Below are 14,604 nucleotides of genomic sequence, written 5' to 3' on the forward strand. Positions count from 1 at the left end.
GGGATTCGAACCCTCGATACGGTTGCCCGTATGCCGCATTTCGAGTGCGGTGCATTCGACCACTCTGCCACCTCTCCATAAAGTGCCGTGGTCTGCGTTTGAACGCGGGGTGTCTCTTAGCGGGCAATGCGGTGTCTTGCAAGAGTAAACGCTACGGTTTTTTGACGTCCGGGCCGTGCTGAAACGCCCGGCAGTCAGTGGAATGTCCGGCAGCATTCTCGCCGATCCGGCGCGAACAGGCCGTAGCGCGCTGCATCCGCATCAAGGCACGCTGGAAACGGCGCATCTGCCGGCGCGAAAATGTCTAGTTTGCGCCCGGGTTTATTGACTTCAGCGCGCGCCTCGCGTATGCACGCTTCCGGACGCGTGTGTCCTTTTGGCGCACGCATTTCAGCGGGCCTGCCCGCATTACACCGGCAGACCGGGTTTTGAAAAGAATTTCTCTTTGAAATCCCTGCTTTAACCAGACTGACAAAAAGACGGTCATCACCCGTGAGGGTGGCAGAACCGGGCGAGAACATGAAAGGTCAAAATATGTTCGCAGTCATCAAGACCGGCGGTAAACAGTACCGCGTCAACGCCGAGGATGTGATCACCATCGAAAAGCTCGATGGCGATGCCGGCGCGAAGATTGAATTTGCTGAAGTGCTGATGGTCGGCGAAGGCGCCGATGCCACGATCGGCGCCCCCTTCGTCAAGGGCGCGCTCGTCAAGGCTGAAGTCGTCGAGCAGACCCGCGCCCGGAAGGTCATCGCCTTCAAGAAGCGTCGTCGCCAGAACTCCAAGCGTTCGCGTGGTCATCGCCAGCATCACACGGTCGTCAAGATCACCGACATCGTCGCCGGTTGATCGATAGAGCAGATTTCGAAGATTTAAAGGAGAACTCCAATGGCACACAAAAAAGCTGGCGGTTCCTCGCGTAACGGTCGCGATTCTGAATCCAAGCGCCTTGGCGTGAAGAAGTTCGGTGGCGAGAACGTCATTCCGGGCAACATCATCATTCGTCAGCGCGGCACCAAGTGGCACCCCGGCGACAATGTCGGCATGGGCAAGGACCACACCATTTTTGCGAAGATTGAAGGCAACGTGACATTCCGCGCGCGCGCCAATGGCCGCATGTATGTGTCCGTGGCCCCGAAACACGCAGAAGCAGCGGAATAAAGCCGGAACCGCTTAAAAACAGCCGGCGTCTCATCGACCCGGCTTAGATTTTCAGGTTACCGGACCTGGATTTTGAAAAGAGAAGGGAAGATGGGACGCCACCATCTTCCCTTCTTTCGTTTCAAACCAGGAGAGGACCTGACAATGCAAAGGGATCTACAAAGGGAGAGCCAATCCCGGCTTTCCAGAGAGCGGCTGAGGCCCGATCAACAAAGGCGGGATTGCCCCGTTCTTCTTTCGCAAAGGCTCGTTTTGCGGGCCCCGCACGAAGATGACATTGACGCCATTGCCCATCTCGCCAACAACGAAAAAATCGCGACCATGGTGTCGCGCATGCCGCATCCCTACACTGCAACAGATGCCGCCAATTTCGTGGAGCGAACCAAAGAGGGCGCGATCGGCAATTGCGTCTATGCCATCACCAAAGCCGACAACGGCGCATTCCTCGGTTGCTGCGGGATCGAGAACATCCCGTATGAGGAAAACATCGTCGAGATCGGCTACTGGCTGGGCGAGCCCTATTGGGGCCATGGCTACACCACCGAAGCCGTCCAGGTGCTGATCGACATGATCTTCCGCACCCGCAACGAGGTCGACCACATCGACGCCCGCTGCCGGGTCGTCAACGAGCGGTCGCGGCGGGTGCTGCACAAGTGCGGCTTCCAGTTTCAGGGCCCCGGCATGGTGCAGTCGCTGGCGGTCGGCAGCTCGGTCTCGGTCGAATGGTACCGTCTCGACCGGCGCAACTGGATGTCGCTGAAGAGCTGGGGAGGCCAGCGATGAGCGCGGCGGCCGAGATGCTCGGCTCCTGCCCCGTCATCGAGACGCAGCGGCTGAGGTTGCGGCCGGTCCGCGCGGCGGATGCCGAACGGATCGCCGCCTTCCTTGCCGACCCGGGCATCACCCGCATGCTCGCCCGTGTGCCCTTCCCCTATACGCTGGAAGACGCGGTCGAGTGGCTGGAGCATGTCGGCTGCGATGAAAGCTGGCCGGTGGCGATCACCCAGCCGGGCGACGGCGTGGCGATCGGGCTCGTTTCGATCGAACGCCGGCAGGGCGGCTATCACCTCGGCTACTGGCTGGGGCGGTACTATTGGGGGCGCGGCTTCATGAGCGAAGCGGTGTCGGGGCTTGCGGAGCGGTTTTTCGAAGCCACCGGCGCGACGCTTCATTCCGGCGCGTTCTCCGACAACCCGGCCTCGCTCAAGGTGCTGCAGCGTCTCGGCTCCAAGATCACCGGCCAGCGCGAAATCTGGTCGGTCAGCCGCGGGAGGATGACCCAGGAGATCACCACCGCGCTGACGCCGGCGCTGTTCACGCCTTACCGGTTCTGACCATCTGCCGGGCCGCCAATGCGGCCCGGCGGCATGCCGAAATTCACGATAGTCTTTGACCTTCGCCTGCATGGCCTATATCGATGCGGCGAACACATAAACTGAAGCGACGGAACGATGAAATTTCTCGATGAGGCAAAGGTCTATATCCGCTCCGGCGATGGCGGGGCGGGGTCGGTGTCGTTTCACCGCGAGAAGTTCATCGAGTTCGGCGGGCCGGACGGCGGCGATGGCGGCCGTGGCGGCGATGTCTGGATCGAGGCCGTCAACGGCCTCAACACGCTGATCGATTTCCGCTTCCAGCAGCATTTCAAGGGCGCGACCGGCGGCCACGGCATGGGCCGCAACCGCACCGGCGCCAAGGGCGAGAGCGTGACATTGAAAGTGCCGGTCGGCACCCAGGTGTTTGAGGAAGATAAGGAAACGCTGATCTGCGACCTGACGCACGAAGGCGAGCGCTTTCGCTTGGCCGCCGGCGGCAATGGCGGTTTCGGCAACGCCCATTTCAAATCTGCGACCAACCAGGCCCCGCGCTGGGCTAATCCCGGCCTTGAGGGCGAGGAAAAGACGATCTGGCTCCGGCTGAAGCTGATCGCCGATGCCGGGCTCGTGGGCCTGCCGAACGCCGGCAAGTCGACCTTTCTGGCGACCGTCACAAGGGCGCGGCCGAAGATCGCCAATTACCCGTTCACCACGCTGCACCCCAATCTCGGCGTTGCCAGCATTGACGGGCGCGAGTTCATCCTTGCCGACATTCCCGGCCTGATCGAGGGCGCGCATGAGGGCGTCGGCATTGGCGACCGCTTTCTCGGCCATGTCGAGCGCACCCGCGTGCTGCTGCATCTGGTCTCCAGCCTCGAGGAAGACGTCGCCGCCGCCTATACCACGGTGCGCAAGGAACTTGCGGCCTATGATGCAGCCCTCGGCGAGAAGCAGGAGATCGTGGCGCTGTCGCAGGTCGACATTCTCGACCCCGAGACGCTGAAGGAAAAGAAGGCCGCGCTTGAAAAGGCGAGCGGCGGGCCGGTCCACGCGATCTCCGCCGTTGCCCAGATCGGCATGACCGAGGTGCAGCGCGAACTTGCCGCCATCATCCGCGCCGAGGAAGCCCGCCTCGGCATCACGGCCCCCGATCCCGTCGAGGACAGGGGTCGCCACGACAAGTGGGAGCCGTAACATGAGCGGGCGTTCGCTTGCCCATTATCGCCGCATCGTCATCAAGATCGGCTCGGCGCTGCTGGTGGACAGCAGAGCGGGGCTGAAGCGCGGCTGGCTCGAAAACCTCTCCGCCGATATCGCAGGCCTCAGGGCGGCCGGCGTCGAGGTTCTGGTCGTCTCCTCGGGCGCGATCGCGCTCGGGCGCACCGTGCTCGGCACGCCCGCCGGCGCACTCAAGCTGGAAGAGGCGCAGGCCGCCGCCGCCATCGGCCAGATCGGCCTTGCCGGCGCCTGGACCGAAAGCCTGAAGGCGCATGGCATCATCGCCGGGCAGATCCTGCTGACGCTGCAGAACACCGAGGAGCGGCGGCAATATCTCAACGCCCGCGCCACGCTGCGGCAATTGCTGAAACTGGGCGCCGTGCCGATCATCAACGAAAACGACACGATCGCCACCACCGAGATCCGCTACGGCGACAATGACCGGCTGGCCGCCCGCGTCGCCACCATGATCGGCGCCGACCTGCTGGTGCTGCTGTCGGACATTGACGGCCTCTACACCGCCCCGCCGCATCTCGACCCCGACGCCCATTTCCTGGCCGAAATCGAAGCCATCACGCCCGAAATCGAGGCGATGGCCGGCGGCGCGGCCTCCGAACTCTCGCGCGGCGGCATGCGCACCAAGGTCGAAGCCGGCAAGATCGCCACCGCCTCCGGCTGCGCGATGATTATCGCGTCGGGCAAGATCGATCACCCGCTGAAGGCGATCGCCAAGGGCGCGCGCCATTCTATCTTCCATGCCTCGCGCGCGCCCGTCAGCGCCCGCAAGACCTGGATCGCCGGCCAGCTTCTGCCCGCAGGCACGATCCATATCGATGACGGCGCGGTCGCGGCGCTGAAGCGCGGCAACAGCCTGCTCGCCGCCGGCGTCACGGCGGTTGACGGGCATTTCTCGCGCGGCGACACTGTCGCCATCGTCAACGCGAAGGGCGGCGAGATCGCCCGCGGGCTTTCCGGCTATGACAGCGACGAGGCCCGGATGATCGCAGGTGAGAAGAGTGCCGGCATCGAGGCGATCCTGGGCTACCCCGCCCGCGCCGCGATGGTGCATCGCGACGACCTCGTGATGTCGGCCGTAAAACGGGAAGGATCGGCCCATGCTTGATCAGGTTCAGGATGTGAAGACCGCCATGGCGGAGCTCGGCCGCCGCGCCCGCAAGGCAGCAAGCGCGCTGGCGATCGCGCCGACGGAAACCAAGAACGCGGCCCTTGCCGCCATGGCCGATGCGATCGAGGCGAACAGCGATGCCATTCTCGCCGCCAACCGGCAAGACGTCGCCCGCGCGAAGGAAAACGGCGTCGCCGGCTCGTTCATCGAACGGCTGGAGCTGAACGCGGAGCGGATCAAGGCGATGGCCGACGGCATCCGCGCGATTGCCGCGCTCGATGACCCGGTCGGCGACGTCATCGCGGCATGGGACCGGCCCAACGGGCTGAAGATCGAGCGGGTGCGCACGCCGCTCGGCGTTATCGGCGTGATCTACGAAAGCCGCCCCAATGTGACGGCGGATGCCGGCGCGCTGTGCCTGAAGGCCGGAAACGCCGTGATCCTGCGCGGCGGCTCGGATTCGGCGCAATCCTCCGGCGCGATCCATGAAGCGCTGGCCGCCGGTCTCAGAAAGACCGGCCTGCCGGAAGACGCGATCCAGATCGTGCCGACCACCGATCGCGCCGCCGTCGGCGAGATGCTCGCCGGCCTTTCCGGCAATATCGACGTGATCGTGCCGCGCGGGGGCAAGAGCCTCGTCGCGCGCGTGCAGTCGGAGGCGCGGGTGCCGGTCTTCGCCCATCTGGAAGGGCTCTGCCATATCTATGTCGACAAATCCGCCGATCTCGACATGGCGCGCGAGATCGTCGTCAACGCCAAGATGCGCCGCACCGGCATTTGCGGGGCCGCCGAAACGCTGCTGATCGACCGCGCGGCTGCCGATAAGTTTGCGACCCCGCTGATCGAGGCGCTGGAAGCCAAAGGCTGCCTGGTGCGCGTCGACCACGACATGATCGACTATGCAAGGGGCCGCGATGAGGCCAGCGAAGACGACTGGACCACGGAATATCTCGACGCGATCATCGCGGTGAAGCTGGTCGACGGCATTTCCGGCGCGATCGAACACATAGGAAAATATTCCTCGCACCACACCGAGGCGGTGATCGCCGAGGATCCGGAGGTCGTCGCCCGCTTCTTCAACGAGATCGATTCCGCGATCCTGCTGCACAACGCCTCGACCCAGTTCGCCGATGGCGGCGAGTTCGGCATGGGGGCCGAGATCGGCATCGCCACCGGCAAGATGCATGCGCGTGGTCCGGTCGGCGTTGAGCAGCTCACCTCGTTCAAATATCTGGTGCGCGGCAGCGGCCAGACGCGGGCCTGACGGCTTGACGGAGATCGCGCGCCGCCACCTCGTCATGCCGCATCTTCAGCCCGGCATGACGGTCGGCCTGTTCGGCGGCTCGTTCAATCCGCCGCATGAGGGCCATTTGCTGGTGGCGAAGCTTGCGCTCCAGCGGCTCGGGCTCGACCAGCTCTGGTGGCTGGTCACGCCCGGCAATCCGTTGAAAAGCGGCAATGGTCTTGCCCCGCTTGCCGAGCGGCTGGCGCTTTCGGACACCATGGCCGGCGATCCGCGCATCCGGGTGACGGCGATCGAAAAGACGCTCGGCACGGCCTATACCGCCCGCACCATCCGCCATATCATTCGCCGCAACCCGGCTGTGCACTTCGTCTGGATCATGGGCGCCGACAATCTCGGCGATTTCCACCGCTGGCAGGAATGGCGGCGGATCGCGGCCACCTTGCCGATCGCCGTCATCGACCGGCCCGGCGCGACGCTGACCTATCTTTCCTCCAAGGCGGCGCGCGCGCTCGACAAGGCCCGGGTTCCCGAACGCGCGGCGAGAGCGCTGCCGCGGATGAAGCCGCCGGCCTGGACCTTCATCCACGGCCCGCGTTCGGCCGTCTCCTCGACCGCGCTCAGACAGGAAAGCAAAAGATGAAGCTCGAGATCGTCGCCGACATCACCGATCCCGGCAAGCTTGGCGGGGCGAGCGACGACCGCTATGGCTGGACCGCCAATTCGGTATTCGTCATCGACGGCGCGACCGGCATCGGCGAGCGAGAGGTGATGGCCGAGGGCGACGCCGCCTGGCTCGCCGCCCATGCGGCGCGGATGTTCGCCGACGCTGCAGACCGGCCCGTTGCCGAGACCGTCGCCGCGATCAACGCCTCGGCGCGTGACCTCTATCACGCCGCCGCCAGCACGAATGACCTTCCGCGCCATATGTGGCCCGCCGCCGCCTTCCAGATGCTCAGGATCGAGAGCGACCGCCTCGTCACCTATGGGCTCGGCGATTGCAGGCTGTTTCTTCAGGACGCGGCCGGCCATGTGTTCGAAACCACTGCGCTGAAGGGCAATCGCGCGAAGGAAATCGCCGCCGCCCGCGCCCATCTCCAACGCATCGGCGGCTTCCGGGGCGCGGCCGATATCGCCAGCGATGCCGAGACCATGGCGATGCTGCGCGCCGGCCGCGCCCGCCAGAACACGCCGGACGGACATGTCTTCACGCTCGGCCTCGTGCCGGAGGCGGCGGACCATATCGTCCGTGAAGATTGCGGCCTGAAAGCGCCGGTGCGCGGCCTGCTGTGCTCGGATGGCTTTGCCGCCCTTTGCGACAATTACGACGCCTTGTCACCCGCCGGCCTGATCGACGCGGCCTTTCGCGATGGCCTCCAGCCGCTACTTGAGAAATTGCGGCGGATCGAGCGTATCGACGACCCGGAGGGCGAGAAATTCCCGCGCTACAAGGTCAGCGACGACGCCGCGGCGGTCGCCTTCGGTATCCTTCCCTGACGTCGCCGCGCAAATTTGCGCAGGAAAACCCTTGCAACAGTCTGCCTTTGGCATCACCTTTATAGCCAGCGGCCCGCCGGAGTGACGAGTCGCATTCGTGCTTGGTCCGGATGAAAGGAAGAACCCTGACAACATTGCACGCGAAGGGCGCGGATACCGCGCCGCAGAGCAGCAGAAGCGACGCCTATGCCGCCGATGAGGCTCTTGCCACCGTCCTCGCCAGCCTTGAGGATTCAAAGGCAGAAGATATCGTCACCATCGACATTCGCGGAAAATCGGCTCTCGGCGACCATATGGTGGTTGTCTCCGGGCGCTCGAACCGTCATGTGATGGCGATTTGCGATCATCTGGTCAAGGACATCAAACAGTCGGGCGCGGGCACGCCCAAGGTCGAGGGCCAGGAGTCCGGAGACTGGGTGCTGATCGACACCGGCGACGTGATCGTCCATGTGTTCCGGCCGGAAGTCCGCGAATTCTACAATATCGAGAAGATGTGGTCGGCGCCTGAAATGAACGAGGCACGCCTGCACTAGCAGCCACTCTGCTGCTGGCCGGCGTGAACTGCCCGAACGGACCGCGCGGTGCAGGACGCACTGCGCGACGCGGTTGTTGCGGGCCGAAAGAAAAGCATATGCAGATCGGCATTTTCGCGGTCGGCCGCCTGAAATCCGGCCCGGAGAAAGAGCTTGTCGCCCGCTATCTCGACCGGCTGAAGAAGACCGGCAAGGCGCAGGGGCTCGATTTTTCCAAGGTCATCGAGGTCAATGAAAGCCGCGCCGGCAACGCCGCCACCCGCAAGCGCGAGGAGGCGGCAGCACTTGAGGCCGCGATCTCGCCCGAAACCGTGCTGGTGCTGCTCGATGAAACCGGCAAATCCTTCGATAGCGTCGGTTTTGCCGGTCAGATCGAAAAATACCGCGACGCCGGAAAGCGCGAAATGATGTTCGCGATCGGCGGCGCCGACGGGCTAGATCCGGCGCTTTCCGAACGCGCCGACCTCGTCATCAATTTCGGCGCGATGACATGGCCCCACCAGATCGTGCGGATACTGCTTGCCGAACAGCTCTACCGCGCCGTGACCCTTCTATCGGGCCATCCCTATCACCGCGCCTGATTCATCAAAATTTTGTGTGTTCTTGCATCGTTGTTATTTCGTTAATCTGTCCGCGATCTAAATCCACTTTTCCTCGCGCGGAAACGGACATGGCGTCAACCAGATCATTGCGGATCCTCCTCGCCTGCGGCATTGCCGCCTGGGCCTTGCCCGCGATCGCCGTCTCGCAGGAGCCGACTGCCGGCTCGACCGAGCTCGTCGACAAGCTTTCAACCGAACGTTCCGAAAAGGCGGTCGAGCTCGACCAGATCGAAAACTCGATCGCGCTTTCCAAGGAAAAGATCGCCTCGCTTGAGGCCGAGATCGATGCGCTTTCCGGCGATACGGCAAGCCTGAAGGAGGCGCTCGTGGCCTCGGCCGAGCGCCGCCGCAAGCTGGAGGAGCAGATTGCCGCGGCCGAAACCCGGCTTTCTGAACTTTCAGACCAGGAAGAGGCGCTGAAGGCCTCGCTCAATGCCGAGCGCGATGTGCTGGCCGATGTGCTGGCGGCACTCCAGCGCATGGGACGCGATCCGCCCCCTGCCCTGCTGGTCGCCCCCGGCGATGCGCTCGATTCCGTCAGAAGCGCCATTCTGCTGAACGGCGTGGTGCCGGAGATGCGGGCGCGGATGGAGGCGGTGCTTGCCGACCTTACATCGCTGCGGGCAGTCAAGGCCGAACAGCAGCAGGCCCGCGACGGGCTTGCCGGCGATCTCGACAGCCTTGCCGAGGAGAGCCGACGCATGGACCTGCTGATCGCCGAAAATGAAAAGGCCGGCGAGACCAGCGCGGAAAAGCTCGAAGCGGAACGTCGCCAGGCCGAACTACTGGCAGCCCGCGCGACCGACCTCAACGGCCTGATCTCCAGCCTGGAAACCGACATCACCTCCGCCCGCAACGCCGCCCTTCTGGCGCGACAGGAAGCCGAAAAGCGCCGCCAGATGACCGAGGCGCAGCAGATCGAGGCGCGTCAGCGCGCGCTTTCGTCAACGCCCGATAAAAACCGCATTACGCCTGCATATCCATTCTCTGATCTGAAAGGTCGCCTTATCCTGCCGGTTTCGGGCGAAACCATGCGCCGATACGGCGATCCGGACGGAACGGGCCATACGGCGACCGGAATCACCATTGCCGCGCGGCCCGGCGCGCTCGTCAGCGCCCCCGCAGACGCGACGGTGGTTTACGCCGGGCGCTTCAGAAGCTACGGAGAGATGGTCATCCTCAATGTCGGCGACGGGTACCATATCGTCATGACCGGCATGGATGACCTCAAGGTTCGCCAGGGCGATTTCATATTCTCGGGCGAGCCGCTGGCCGAGATGGGCACGAGACGGATCGCGAGCGCCGCGACAATGGCGCTGGAAACGGACAGACCGACGCTCTACATTGAGTTCCGACACAATGGGAAGCCGGTCGATTCTCAACCCTGGTGGGTGGACAATATTGATGGAAAGGCACGCAATGATACGTAGGGCAACGCTTCTGCTGGCAGGCGCCGCACTGGGCGCCGCGGCGACCGGCATTCTGGTTTCGGCCGACATACCGGCGCGCGCGGCCGGCGACGATTCGACCTACCGCGAAATGTCGCTGTTCGGCGACGTGTTCGAACGGGTGCGCAGCCAGTATGTCTCGCCGCCCGACGAACAGAAGATGATCCAGGATGCGATCAACGGCATGCTGAGCGGGCTCGATCCGCATTCGAGCTATATGACGGCCGAGGAATCCGAGGAGATGCGCGACCAGTCGAAGGGCGAATTCGGCGGGCTTGGCATCGAGGTGACGATGGAGGATGACGTCGTCAAGGTGGTTGCGCCCATCGACGACACGCCCGCTTCCAATGCCGGCGTGCTGGCCGGCGACAAGATCGTCGAGATCGACGGCGAAAGCGTGCGCGGCATGTCGCTCAACGACGCGGTCGACCGCATGCGCGGCGAGGTCGGCGAACCGATCGACGTCACCATCATCCGCGACGGCGTGGCCAAGCCGATCGAGATGACGATCGTGCGCGGCATCATTCCGGTGCAGTCGGTCAAATGGCGCGTCGAAAACGACAATATCGGCTATATCCGGCTGACCACCTTCATGAACGAGAAGCTGGACGAAAGCCTGGTCGAGGCGATTGACGAGATCAAGAAGGAAGTGCCGGAGGACCAGCTCAAGGGCTATATTCTCGACCTCCGCCTCAACCCGGGCGGCTTCCTGAACCAGGCCGTCGCCGTGGCCGACACCTTCCTCGACGAGGGCGAAGTCGTTTCCACCCGCGGCCGCAATTCCAGCGAGACCCGCCGCTTCGATGCCGGTCCCGGCGATCTCACCGACGGCAAGCCGCTGGTCGTACTCGTCAATGGCGGCTCCGCCTCGGCATCCGAGATCGTCGCCGGCGCGCTGCAGGACCTGAAGCGGGCGACGCTGGTCGGCACCCGCACCTTCGGCAAGGGCTCGGTCCAGACCATCGTTCCGCTCGGTTCCGAAGGCTCGCTCCGGCTGACGACGGCGCTCTACTACACTCCGTCCGGCACCTCGATCCAGGGCACCGGCATCAGCCCCGACATCGTTGTCGAGCAGGTGCTGCCGGAAGACCTCGAGGGACTGATCCGTCCGGAAGGCGAATCGGCGCTGCGCGGCCATATCCAGGGTGACGCGGAAACCGAAGAGGGCTCCGGCTCGGTTGCCTATGTGCCGCGCGAGACCGAGGACGACGTGCAGTTGAAATATGCGATCGACCTGCTCGAAGGCAAGGTCACCGACGACGCCTTCCCCGCCGATCCGGAGAAGGCCGTCCAGGAGCTGCAGGCCGCCAAGTCGCCTGAGCCCGAAAAGGAAATGGAAGACGCCCACTGAGGCGTTGCCGCGAACAGGAGGCCGGGGCACGCTCCCGGCCTTGTTTTTTTTGACAAAGCCGCCCCTCCCTCTTTCGTCACCCTCGGGCTTGACCCGAGGGTCTAAGCACTTACCCGCGCGACAAGCGTTCCGGGTATAAAAAAGGCAGGAAGAACTGCACCTTACTGACCGCAGACTCCGCTCGCATAGAGGGGTGATTAGATCCTCGGGTCAAGCCCGAGGATGACGTCCGCAAAAGGGACGGGTTTATCAGCAGCCTGAAGACCAGAGCACAATCCGGCTCTTTTTCGAAAGACCATTCCTTTTGCGGATGTCGTCCCCGGCCACGCCCAGCGAAGGGCGGCATCAGGTCTATTTTTCGACCAGCTTCAGGTTCCGGTCGAAGACCTTCAGCACCTGTTTCAGGTCGTGGCCGCGCTTGAGCACCATGCCGGCGGTATTGGTGACCGAGAAGGCGCCCTGCCGGGCGGCGAGTTTGGGGTTTTTCTCGATCCGGTAGAGCGGCATTTCGCCGGCGCGCTTGAACACCGAGAACACCGCCTTGTCCTTCAGGTGATCCAGCGCATAGTCGCGCCACTCGCCCTCGCCCACCATGCGGCCGTAGATCCAGAGGATCGCGTCCAGTTCGCGCCGGTGGAAGGTGACCGGCAGGGGCTCGGCCTTCTGGCCGGCGCGATATTGGCTGAGCTCCACCACATTGGCGTTGGCGGCAGCCCGGCCGCGTTGCGTTTCCGGCTTGTCAGCCATGGCGTCTCCGCTTCGCAAACATGACACTTACAAGACAGTCTGCCCGTATCGGCCAAAATTGCAAGGCCGGTTTCGCGCAGCCATGGCCAACGCTTTGTTAACCGAAACCGGTTATCCCTTGTTAAGTGCGTTTGTAAGAGTTCAGTATCCATGCGTTCAGGCCCCCCACAGCTGCCCGTCTCGCCGGACATGCCGCGCGCATCGCGCTTCGGCCGCCGGCCGAAAGGGGCGCGGCCATGAGCATCATACGCAAGGACCTTGGCCAGCGCCCGCCGGCCCGCCTCAAATCCAAGCTTTCCGTCGTCCAGCCCGGCAAGGCGGTTCCCGATATCCGCCTCGAGGTCAGAAGCGGCGGCGAATTCTCGCTCTATTCGCAGGCCCCCGACCATATGGAGCCGGCCATGGACCGGCTGGCGGAAGCCGCGATCGAGCGCAACATCTTCCAGACCCCCGCCTTCCTGCTGCCGGCGCTCGGCGAGCGCCACTCGCTGCTGAGGGTCGCGCTGATGGAGGATGGCGACGGCGATGACAATCTCACCGCGCTGATGACCTTTTCGGTGCGCGGTAACGGCTCGCATCTGCTCGCCCATGCGATCGGCGATATCGGCTATCACGCGCCGCTGATCTCGCGCCACCGCCCGATGGCAACGCTCGACCAGCTGTTCGAAGCGCTTGCCGGTTCGCTCGTCAACCTGCCGGGCATTGCCGTGTTTCCGCATCTCCTGGCCGATGGCGCGTTCATGCGCTTCGCCCGCGCGGTGGCCGCCGCCCGCGGCCTTGCCTTCCGGGTGACCCATGCCCGCCGCCGGCGCGCCTTGTCGGGCCGGATCGATCCCGCCAGCGCCGCGCTGACGCCCGGCGAGCGCGAGGCCTGGCAGGCGAATCTTACAAAGTGGGAAGCGCTGAATGCGCGCGGCAAGATCGGCTATCACATCGCCCGCAACCCATCCGAAACCGCGCTGATGCTGGACGAGCTTTCAGCGCTCACGACGACCATCGCGGAAGACCGGTCCCGGTTTGCAGCGCTGCTCCCCACGGCCAAGAAGCTTGGCCGCAACGACCAGCTTCGCATTCACGCGCTTTATCTCGCCGGCGAGATGATTGCCGCGGCGATCCAGCCAGTTACATCGGGCGAAGCATGGATCTGGCAGGTCTTCGTGCGGCCCGACATGGAACATGAAGCCGTTGACGAGCAGTTGATCATGCGGCTGACGGAATGGAACACCCGCGACGCCAATATCGCGGTCACCCGCGCGGCACCGGGCGTCGGCCCCTATCTGGCGGAGCGCTTCTGGCCGGTCGAGGAAGGCTATGCCACGCTGATGGTCGCGATCCGCCCCGGCATGGAACGCGCGATCGACGCCCTTGCCCGCGAACATCGGGACTGAGCGTTCAAATCGTTCTCAAGAGAGAAATCGAAGCCTCAGGAGCACTTCTTCAGGCGCGAGTCTTCCGGCCGGTTCATCAGTCCGAAAATATCGATATCGGACAGCAGCGGATGGAATTCCCCGTCGGAATCCGCCCTGATCAGCACATCGAGCGGCACGACGGGCGCCACCATGGCGCCGTTCCAGCAGGTGGAATCGAGGTCAACCTCGAAGCCCGGCTTGGCGCTGCCGGCGCCGCGCGCGGCCGCCATCTGCTCCTGCTGGTCGCGCAGGCGCAACGCGTCGGCGGGCGCCAATCTCAGCAGCGTCACCACCTGCCCCGGCTTGCGGAACTCGGCCACGGCGGCATCGACCTTCTCGGAATCGGCATTCACCAGCGTATAGTCCTGGCTGATATCGCCACCCGCGCCGCGCTGATAGACGGTCAGTTCGACCTCGCCCTTGGGCAGCCGGAATTCCTCGGGCGCCAGAACCGCGATCCGGAGCGATGCCGGATTGGCGGCGATCGGCGTGGGGATCGGATCGGAAGAGCCCGGCAGGAAAGAAAATGTCGAACAGGCCGAAAGCAGCGCTGCTGCCGAAACTGCCAGGGATTTTGCCAGAAAACGCATGATGCCGACCGTCTTGCTTGATTGTTGACGCCGAACCTAACCATTCATGATTAAAGACGGGTAAATCCGGAGCCGGCCTGGCCCTTGCCCAGCGTCCTGGAAGACACCTTACGCGCCGAGATGGCGCGCGCCGCGGGCTTTCGCCAGTGCAATCTGGTGCTGGCGTTCGCGGAAGCGGGCGCGGTCGGCCGCGGAATAGCTGTCGGCGCAATGCGGGCAGGAAACGCCTTCCTCGTAGTCGGCGGAAAGCTTGTCCTCGGGCGTGACCGGATGGCGGCAGGCGTGGCAGAGTTCGTGCTCGCCTTCCTTGAGGCCATGGGTGACGGACACGCGCTCGTCGAAGACGAAGCAGGCGCCATCCCA

The 14,604-nt window shown here is 64.1% G+C and carries 16 protein-coding genes and 1 pseudogene; 14 read left to right on the forward strand and 3 right to left on the reverse strand.

Annotation, left to right across the window (positions count from 1 at the left end; translation table 11 throughout):
- Positions 1–534 precede the first annotated feature (534 nt).
- The 13 genes from rplU to B4E36_RS00670 all read left to right on the forward strand — a co-directional run bounded on the left by rplU (position 535) and on the right by B4E36_RS00670 (position 11,495).
- Positions 535–849, forward strand: a complete 315-nt coding sequence (rplU, locus tag B4E36_RS00610; protein ID WP_018067801.1) for a 50S ribosomal protein L21 — start codon at positions 535–537, stop codon at positions 847–849.
- A gap of 39 nt (positions 850–888) precedes the next feature.
- The gene (gene rpmA / locus B4E36_RS00615) at positions 889–1,161 is read left to right on the forward strand and encodes a 50S ribosomal protein L27 (protein WP_018067800.1); all 273 of its coding nucleotides are present in this window, start codon (positions 889–891) and stop codon (positions 1,159–1,161) included.
- 144 nt (positions 1,162–1,305) lie between these two features.
- A complete protein-coding gene (locus tag B4E36_RS00620; RefSeq protein WP_292053505.1) occupies positions 1,306–1,944 on the forward strand; it encodes a GNAT family N-acetyltransferase in 639 nt (212 codons plus the stop codon).
- Positions 1,941–2,495 (forward strand): GNAT family N-acetyltransferase, encoded by a 555-nt coding sequence (locus tag B4E36_RS00625; protein ID WP_292053508.1) that lies wholly within the window; start codon positions 1,941–1,943, stop codon positions 2,493–2,495. The genes B4E36_RS00620 and B4E36_RS00625 overlap by 4 nt, the downstream gene beginning before the upstream one ends.
- Before the next feature lie 117 nt (positions 2,496–2,612).
- Positions 2,613–3,671 carry a GTPase ObgE gene (gene obgE, locus B4E36_RS00630; protein ID WP_018067795.1) on the forward strand — a complete coding sequence of 353 codons (1,059 nt, stop codon included), beginning with the start codon at positions 2,613–2,615 and terminating at the stop codon, positions 3,669–3,671.
- A gap of 1 nt (position 3,672) precedes the next feature.
- A complete protein-coding gene (gene proB, locus B4E36_RS00635; protein WP_292053512.1) occupies positions 3,673–4,818 on the forward strand; it encodes a glutamate 5-kinase in 1,146 nt (381 codons plus the stop codon).
- The gene (locus B4E36_RS00640) at positions 4,811–6,085 is read left to right on the forward strand and encodes a glutamate-5-semialdehyde dehydrogenase (protein WP_292053514.1); all 1,275 of its coding nucleotides are present in this window, start codon (positions 4,811–4,813) and stop codon (positions 6,083–6,085) included. The genes proB and B4E36_RS00640 overlap by 8 nt, the downstream gene beginning before the upstream one ends.
- A 34-nt stretch (positions 6,086–6,119) precedes the next feature.
- Positions 6,120–6,707, forward strand: a complete 588-nt coding sequence (locus B4E36_RS00645; protein ID WP_292053556.1) for a nicotinate-nucleotide adenylyltransferase — start codon at positions 6,120–6,122, stop codon at positions 6,705–6,707.
- Entirely contained in the window at positions 6,704–7,561 is an 858-nt protein-coding gene (locus tag B4E36_RS00650; protein WP_292053516.1) for a hypothetical protein, read from the forward strand. Before B4E36_RS00645 ends, B4E36_RS00650 begins: the two co-directional genes overlap by 4 nt.
- 110 nt (positions 7,562–7,671) lie before the next feature.
- Positions 7,672–8,094, forward strand: a complete 423-nt coding sequence (gene rsfS, locus B4E36_RS00655; protein ID WP_033411395.1) for a ribosome silencing factor — start codon at positions 7,672–7,674, stop codon at positions 8,092–8,094.
- A 98-nt stretch (positions 8,095–8,192) separates the two neighbouring features.
- Positions 8,193–8,675, forward strand: a complete 483-nt coding sequence (gene rlmH / locus B4E36_RS00660) for a 23S rRNA (pseudouridine(1915)-N(3))-methyltransferase RlmH (protein ID WP_292053520.1) — start codon at positions 8,193–8,195, stop codon at positions 8,673–8,675.
- 89 nt (positions 8,676–8,764) lie between these two features.
- Positions 8,765–10,126 carry a murein hydrolase activator EnvC family protein gene (locus B4E36_RS00665; protein WP_292053522.1) on the forward strand — a complete coding sequence of 454 codons (1,362 nt, stop codon included), beginning with the start codon at positions 8,765–8,767 and terminating at the stop codon, positions 10,124–10,126.
- Complete coding sequence (locus B4E36_RS00670; RefSeq protein WP_292053525.1) at positions 10,116–11,495, forward strand: S41 family peptidase; 1,380 nt, start codon at positions 10,116–10,118, stop codon at positions 11,493–11,495. The genes B4E36_RS00665 and B4E36_RS00670 overlap by 11 nt, the downstream gene beginning before the upstream one ends.
- Positions 11,496–11,846: 351 nt before the next feature.
- On the opposite strand, the gene B4E36_RS00675 is transcribed toward B4E36_RS00670, so the two are convergent.
- The gene (locus tag B4E36_RS00675) at positions 11,847–12,242 is read right to left on the reverse strand and encodes a DUF2794 domain-containing protein (protein ID WP_230719212.1); all 396 of its coding nucleotides are present in this window, start codon (positions 12,240–12,242) and stop codon (positions 11,847–11,849) included.
- A 236-nt stretch (positions 12,243–12,478) separates the two neighbouring features.
- On the opposite strand from B4E36_RS00675, the gene B4E36_RS00680 reads away from it, so the two are divergent.
- Entirely contained in the window at positions 12,479–13,630 is a 1,152-nt protein-coding gene (locus tag B4E36_RS00680; RefSeq protein WP_292053529.1) for a GNAT family N-acetyltransferase, read from the forward strand.
- A 35-nt stretch (positions 13,631–13,665) separates the two neighbouring features.
- On the opposite strand, the gene B4E36_RS00685 is transcribed toward B4E36_RS00680, so the two are convergent.
- Together B4E36_RS00685 and B4E36_RS00690 are read right to left on the reverse strand one after the other, a co-directional pair.
- Entirely contained in the window at positions 13,666–14,241 is a 576-nt protein-coding gene (locus B4E36_RS00685; RefSeq protein ID WP_292053531.1) for a hypothetical protein, read from the reverse strand.
- A 108-nt stretch (positions 14,242–14,349) separates the two neighbouring features.
- Positions 14,350–14,604, reverse strand: a pseudogene (locus B4E36_RS00690) (hypothetical protein); the annotation flags it as partial.

It is taken from the genome of Martelella sp. UBA3392 (genome assembly GCF_002358775.1).
GTDB lineage: Bacteria > Pseudomonadota > Alphaproteobacteria > Rhizobiales > Rhizobiaceae > Martelella > Martelella mediterranea.

What these genes read in the sequence shown, in the direction of transcription:
- B4E36_RS00620 (WP_292053505.1), top strand. Translation starts at nt 1,306, where the DNA reads ATGCAAAGGGATCTACAAAGGGAGAGCCAATCCCGGCTTTCCAGAGAG.
- B4E36_RS00680 (WP_292053529.1), top strand. Translation starts at nt 12,479, where the DNA reads ATGAGCATCATACGCAAGGACCTTGGCCAGCGCCCGCCGGCCCGCCTC.
- B4E36_RS00665 (WP_292053522.1), top strand. Translation starts at nt 8,765, where the DNA reads ATGGCGTCAACCAGATCATTGCGGATCCTCCTCGCCTGCGGCATTGCC.
- proB (WP_292053512.1), top strand. Translation starts at nt 3,673, where the DNA reads ATGAGCGGGCGTTCGCTTGCCCATTATCGCCGCATCGTCATCAAGATC.
- B4E36_RS00685 (WP_292053531.1), bottom strand. Translation starts at nt 14,241, where the DNA reads ATGCGTTTTCTGGCAAAATCCCTGGCAGTTTCGGCAGCAGCGCTGCTT.
- B4E36_RS00640 (WP_292053514.1), top strand. Translation starts at nt 4,811, where the DNA reads ATGCTTGATCAGGTTCAGGATGTGAAGACCGCCATGGCGGAGCTCGGC.
- rlmH (WP_292053520.1), top strand. Translation starts at nt 8,193, where the DNA reads ATGCAGATCGGCATTTTCGCGGTCGGCCGCCTGAAATCCGGCCCGGAG.
- rsfS (WP_033411395.1), top strand. Translation starts at nt 7,672, where the DNA reads ATGAAAGGAAGAACCCTGACAACATTGCACGCGAAGGGCGCGGATACC.
- rpmA (WP_018067800.1), top strand. Translation starts at nt 889, where the DNA reads ATGGCACACAAAAAAGCTGGCGGTTCCTCGCGTAACGGTCGCGATTCT.
- B4E36_RS00670 (WP_292053525.1), top strand. Translation starts at nt 10,116, where the DNA reads ATGATACGTAGGGCAACGCTTCTGCTGGCAGGCGCCGCACTGGGCGCC.
- obgE (WP_018067795.1), top strand. Translation starts at nt 2,613, where the DNA reads ATGAAATTTCTCGATGAGGCAAAGGTCTATATCCGCTCCGGCGATGGC.
- B4E36_RS00645 (WP_292053556.1), top strand. Translation starts at nt 6,120, where the DNA reads ATGCCGCATCTTCAGCCCGGCATGACGGTCGGCCTGTTCGGCGGCTCG.
- B4E36_RS00675 (WP_230719212.1), bottom strand. Translation starts at nt 12,242, where the DNA reads ATGGCTGACAAGCCGGAAACGCAACGCGGCCGGGCTGCCGCCAACGCC.
- B4E36_RS00650 (WP_292053516.1), top strand. Translation starts at nt 6,704, where the DNA reads ATGAAGCTCGAGATCGTCGCCGACATCACCGATCCCGGCAAGCTTGGC.
- B4E36_RS00625 (WP_292053508.1), top strand. Translation starts at nt 1,941, where the DNA reads ATGAGCGCGGCGGCCGAGATGCTCGGCTCCTGCCCCGTCATCGAGACG.
- rplU (WP_018067801.1), top strand. Translation starts at nt 535, where the DNA reads ATGTTCGCAGTCATCAAGACCGGCGGTAAACAGTACCGCGTCAACGCC.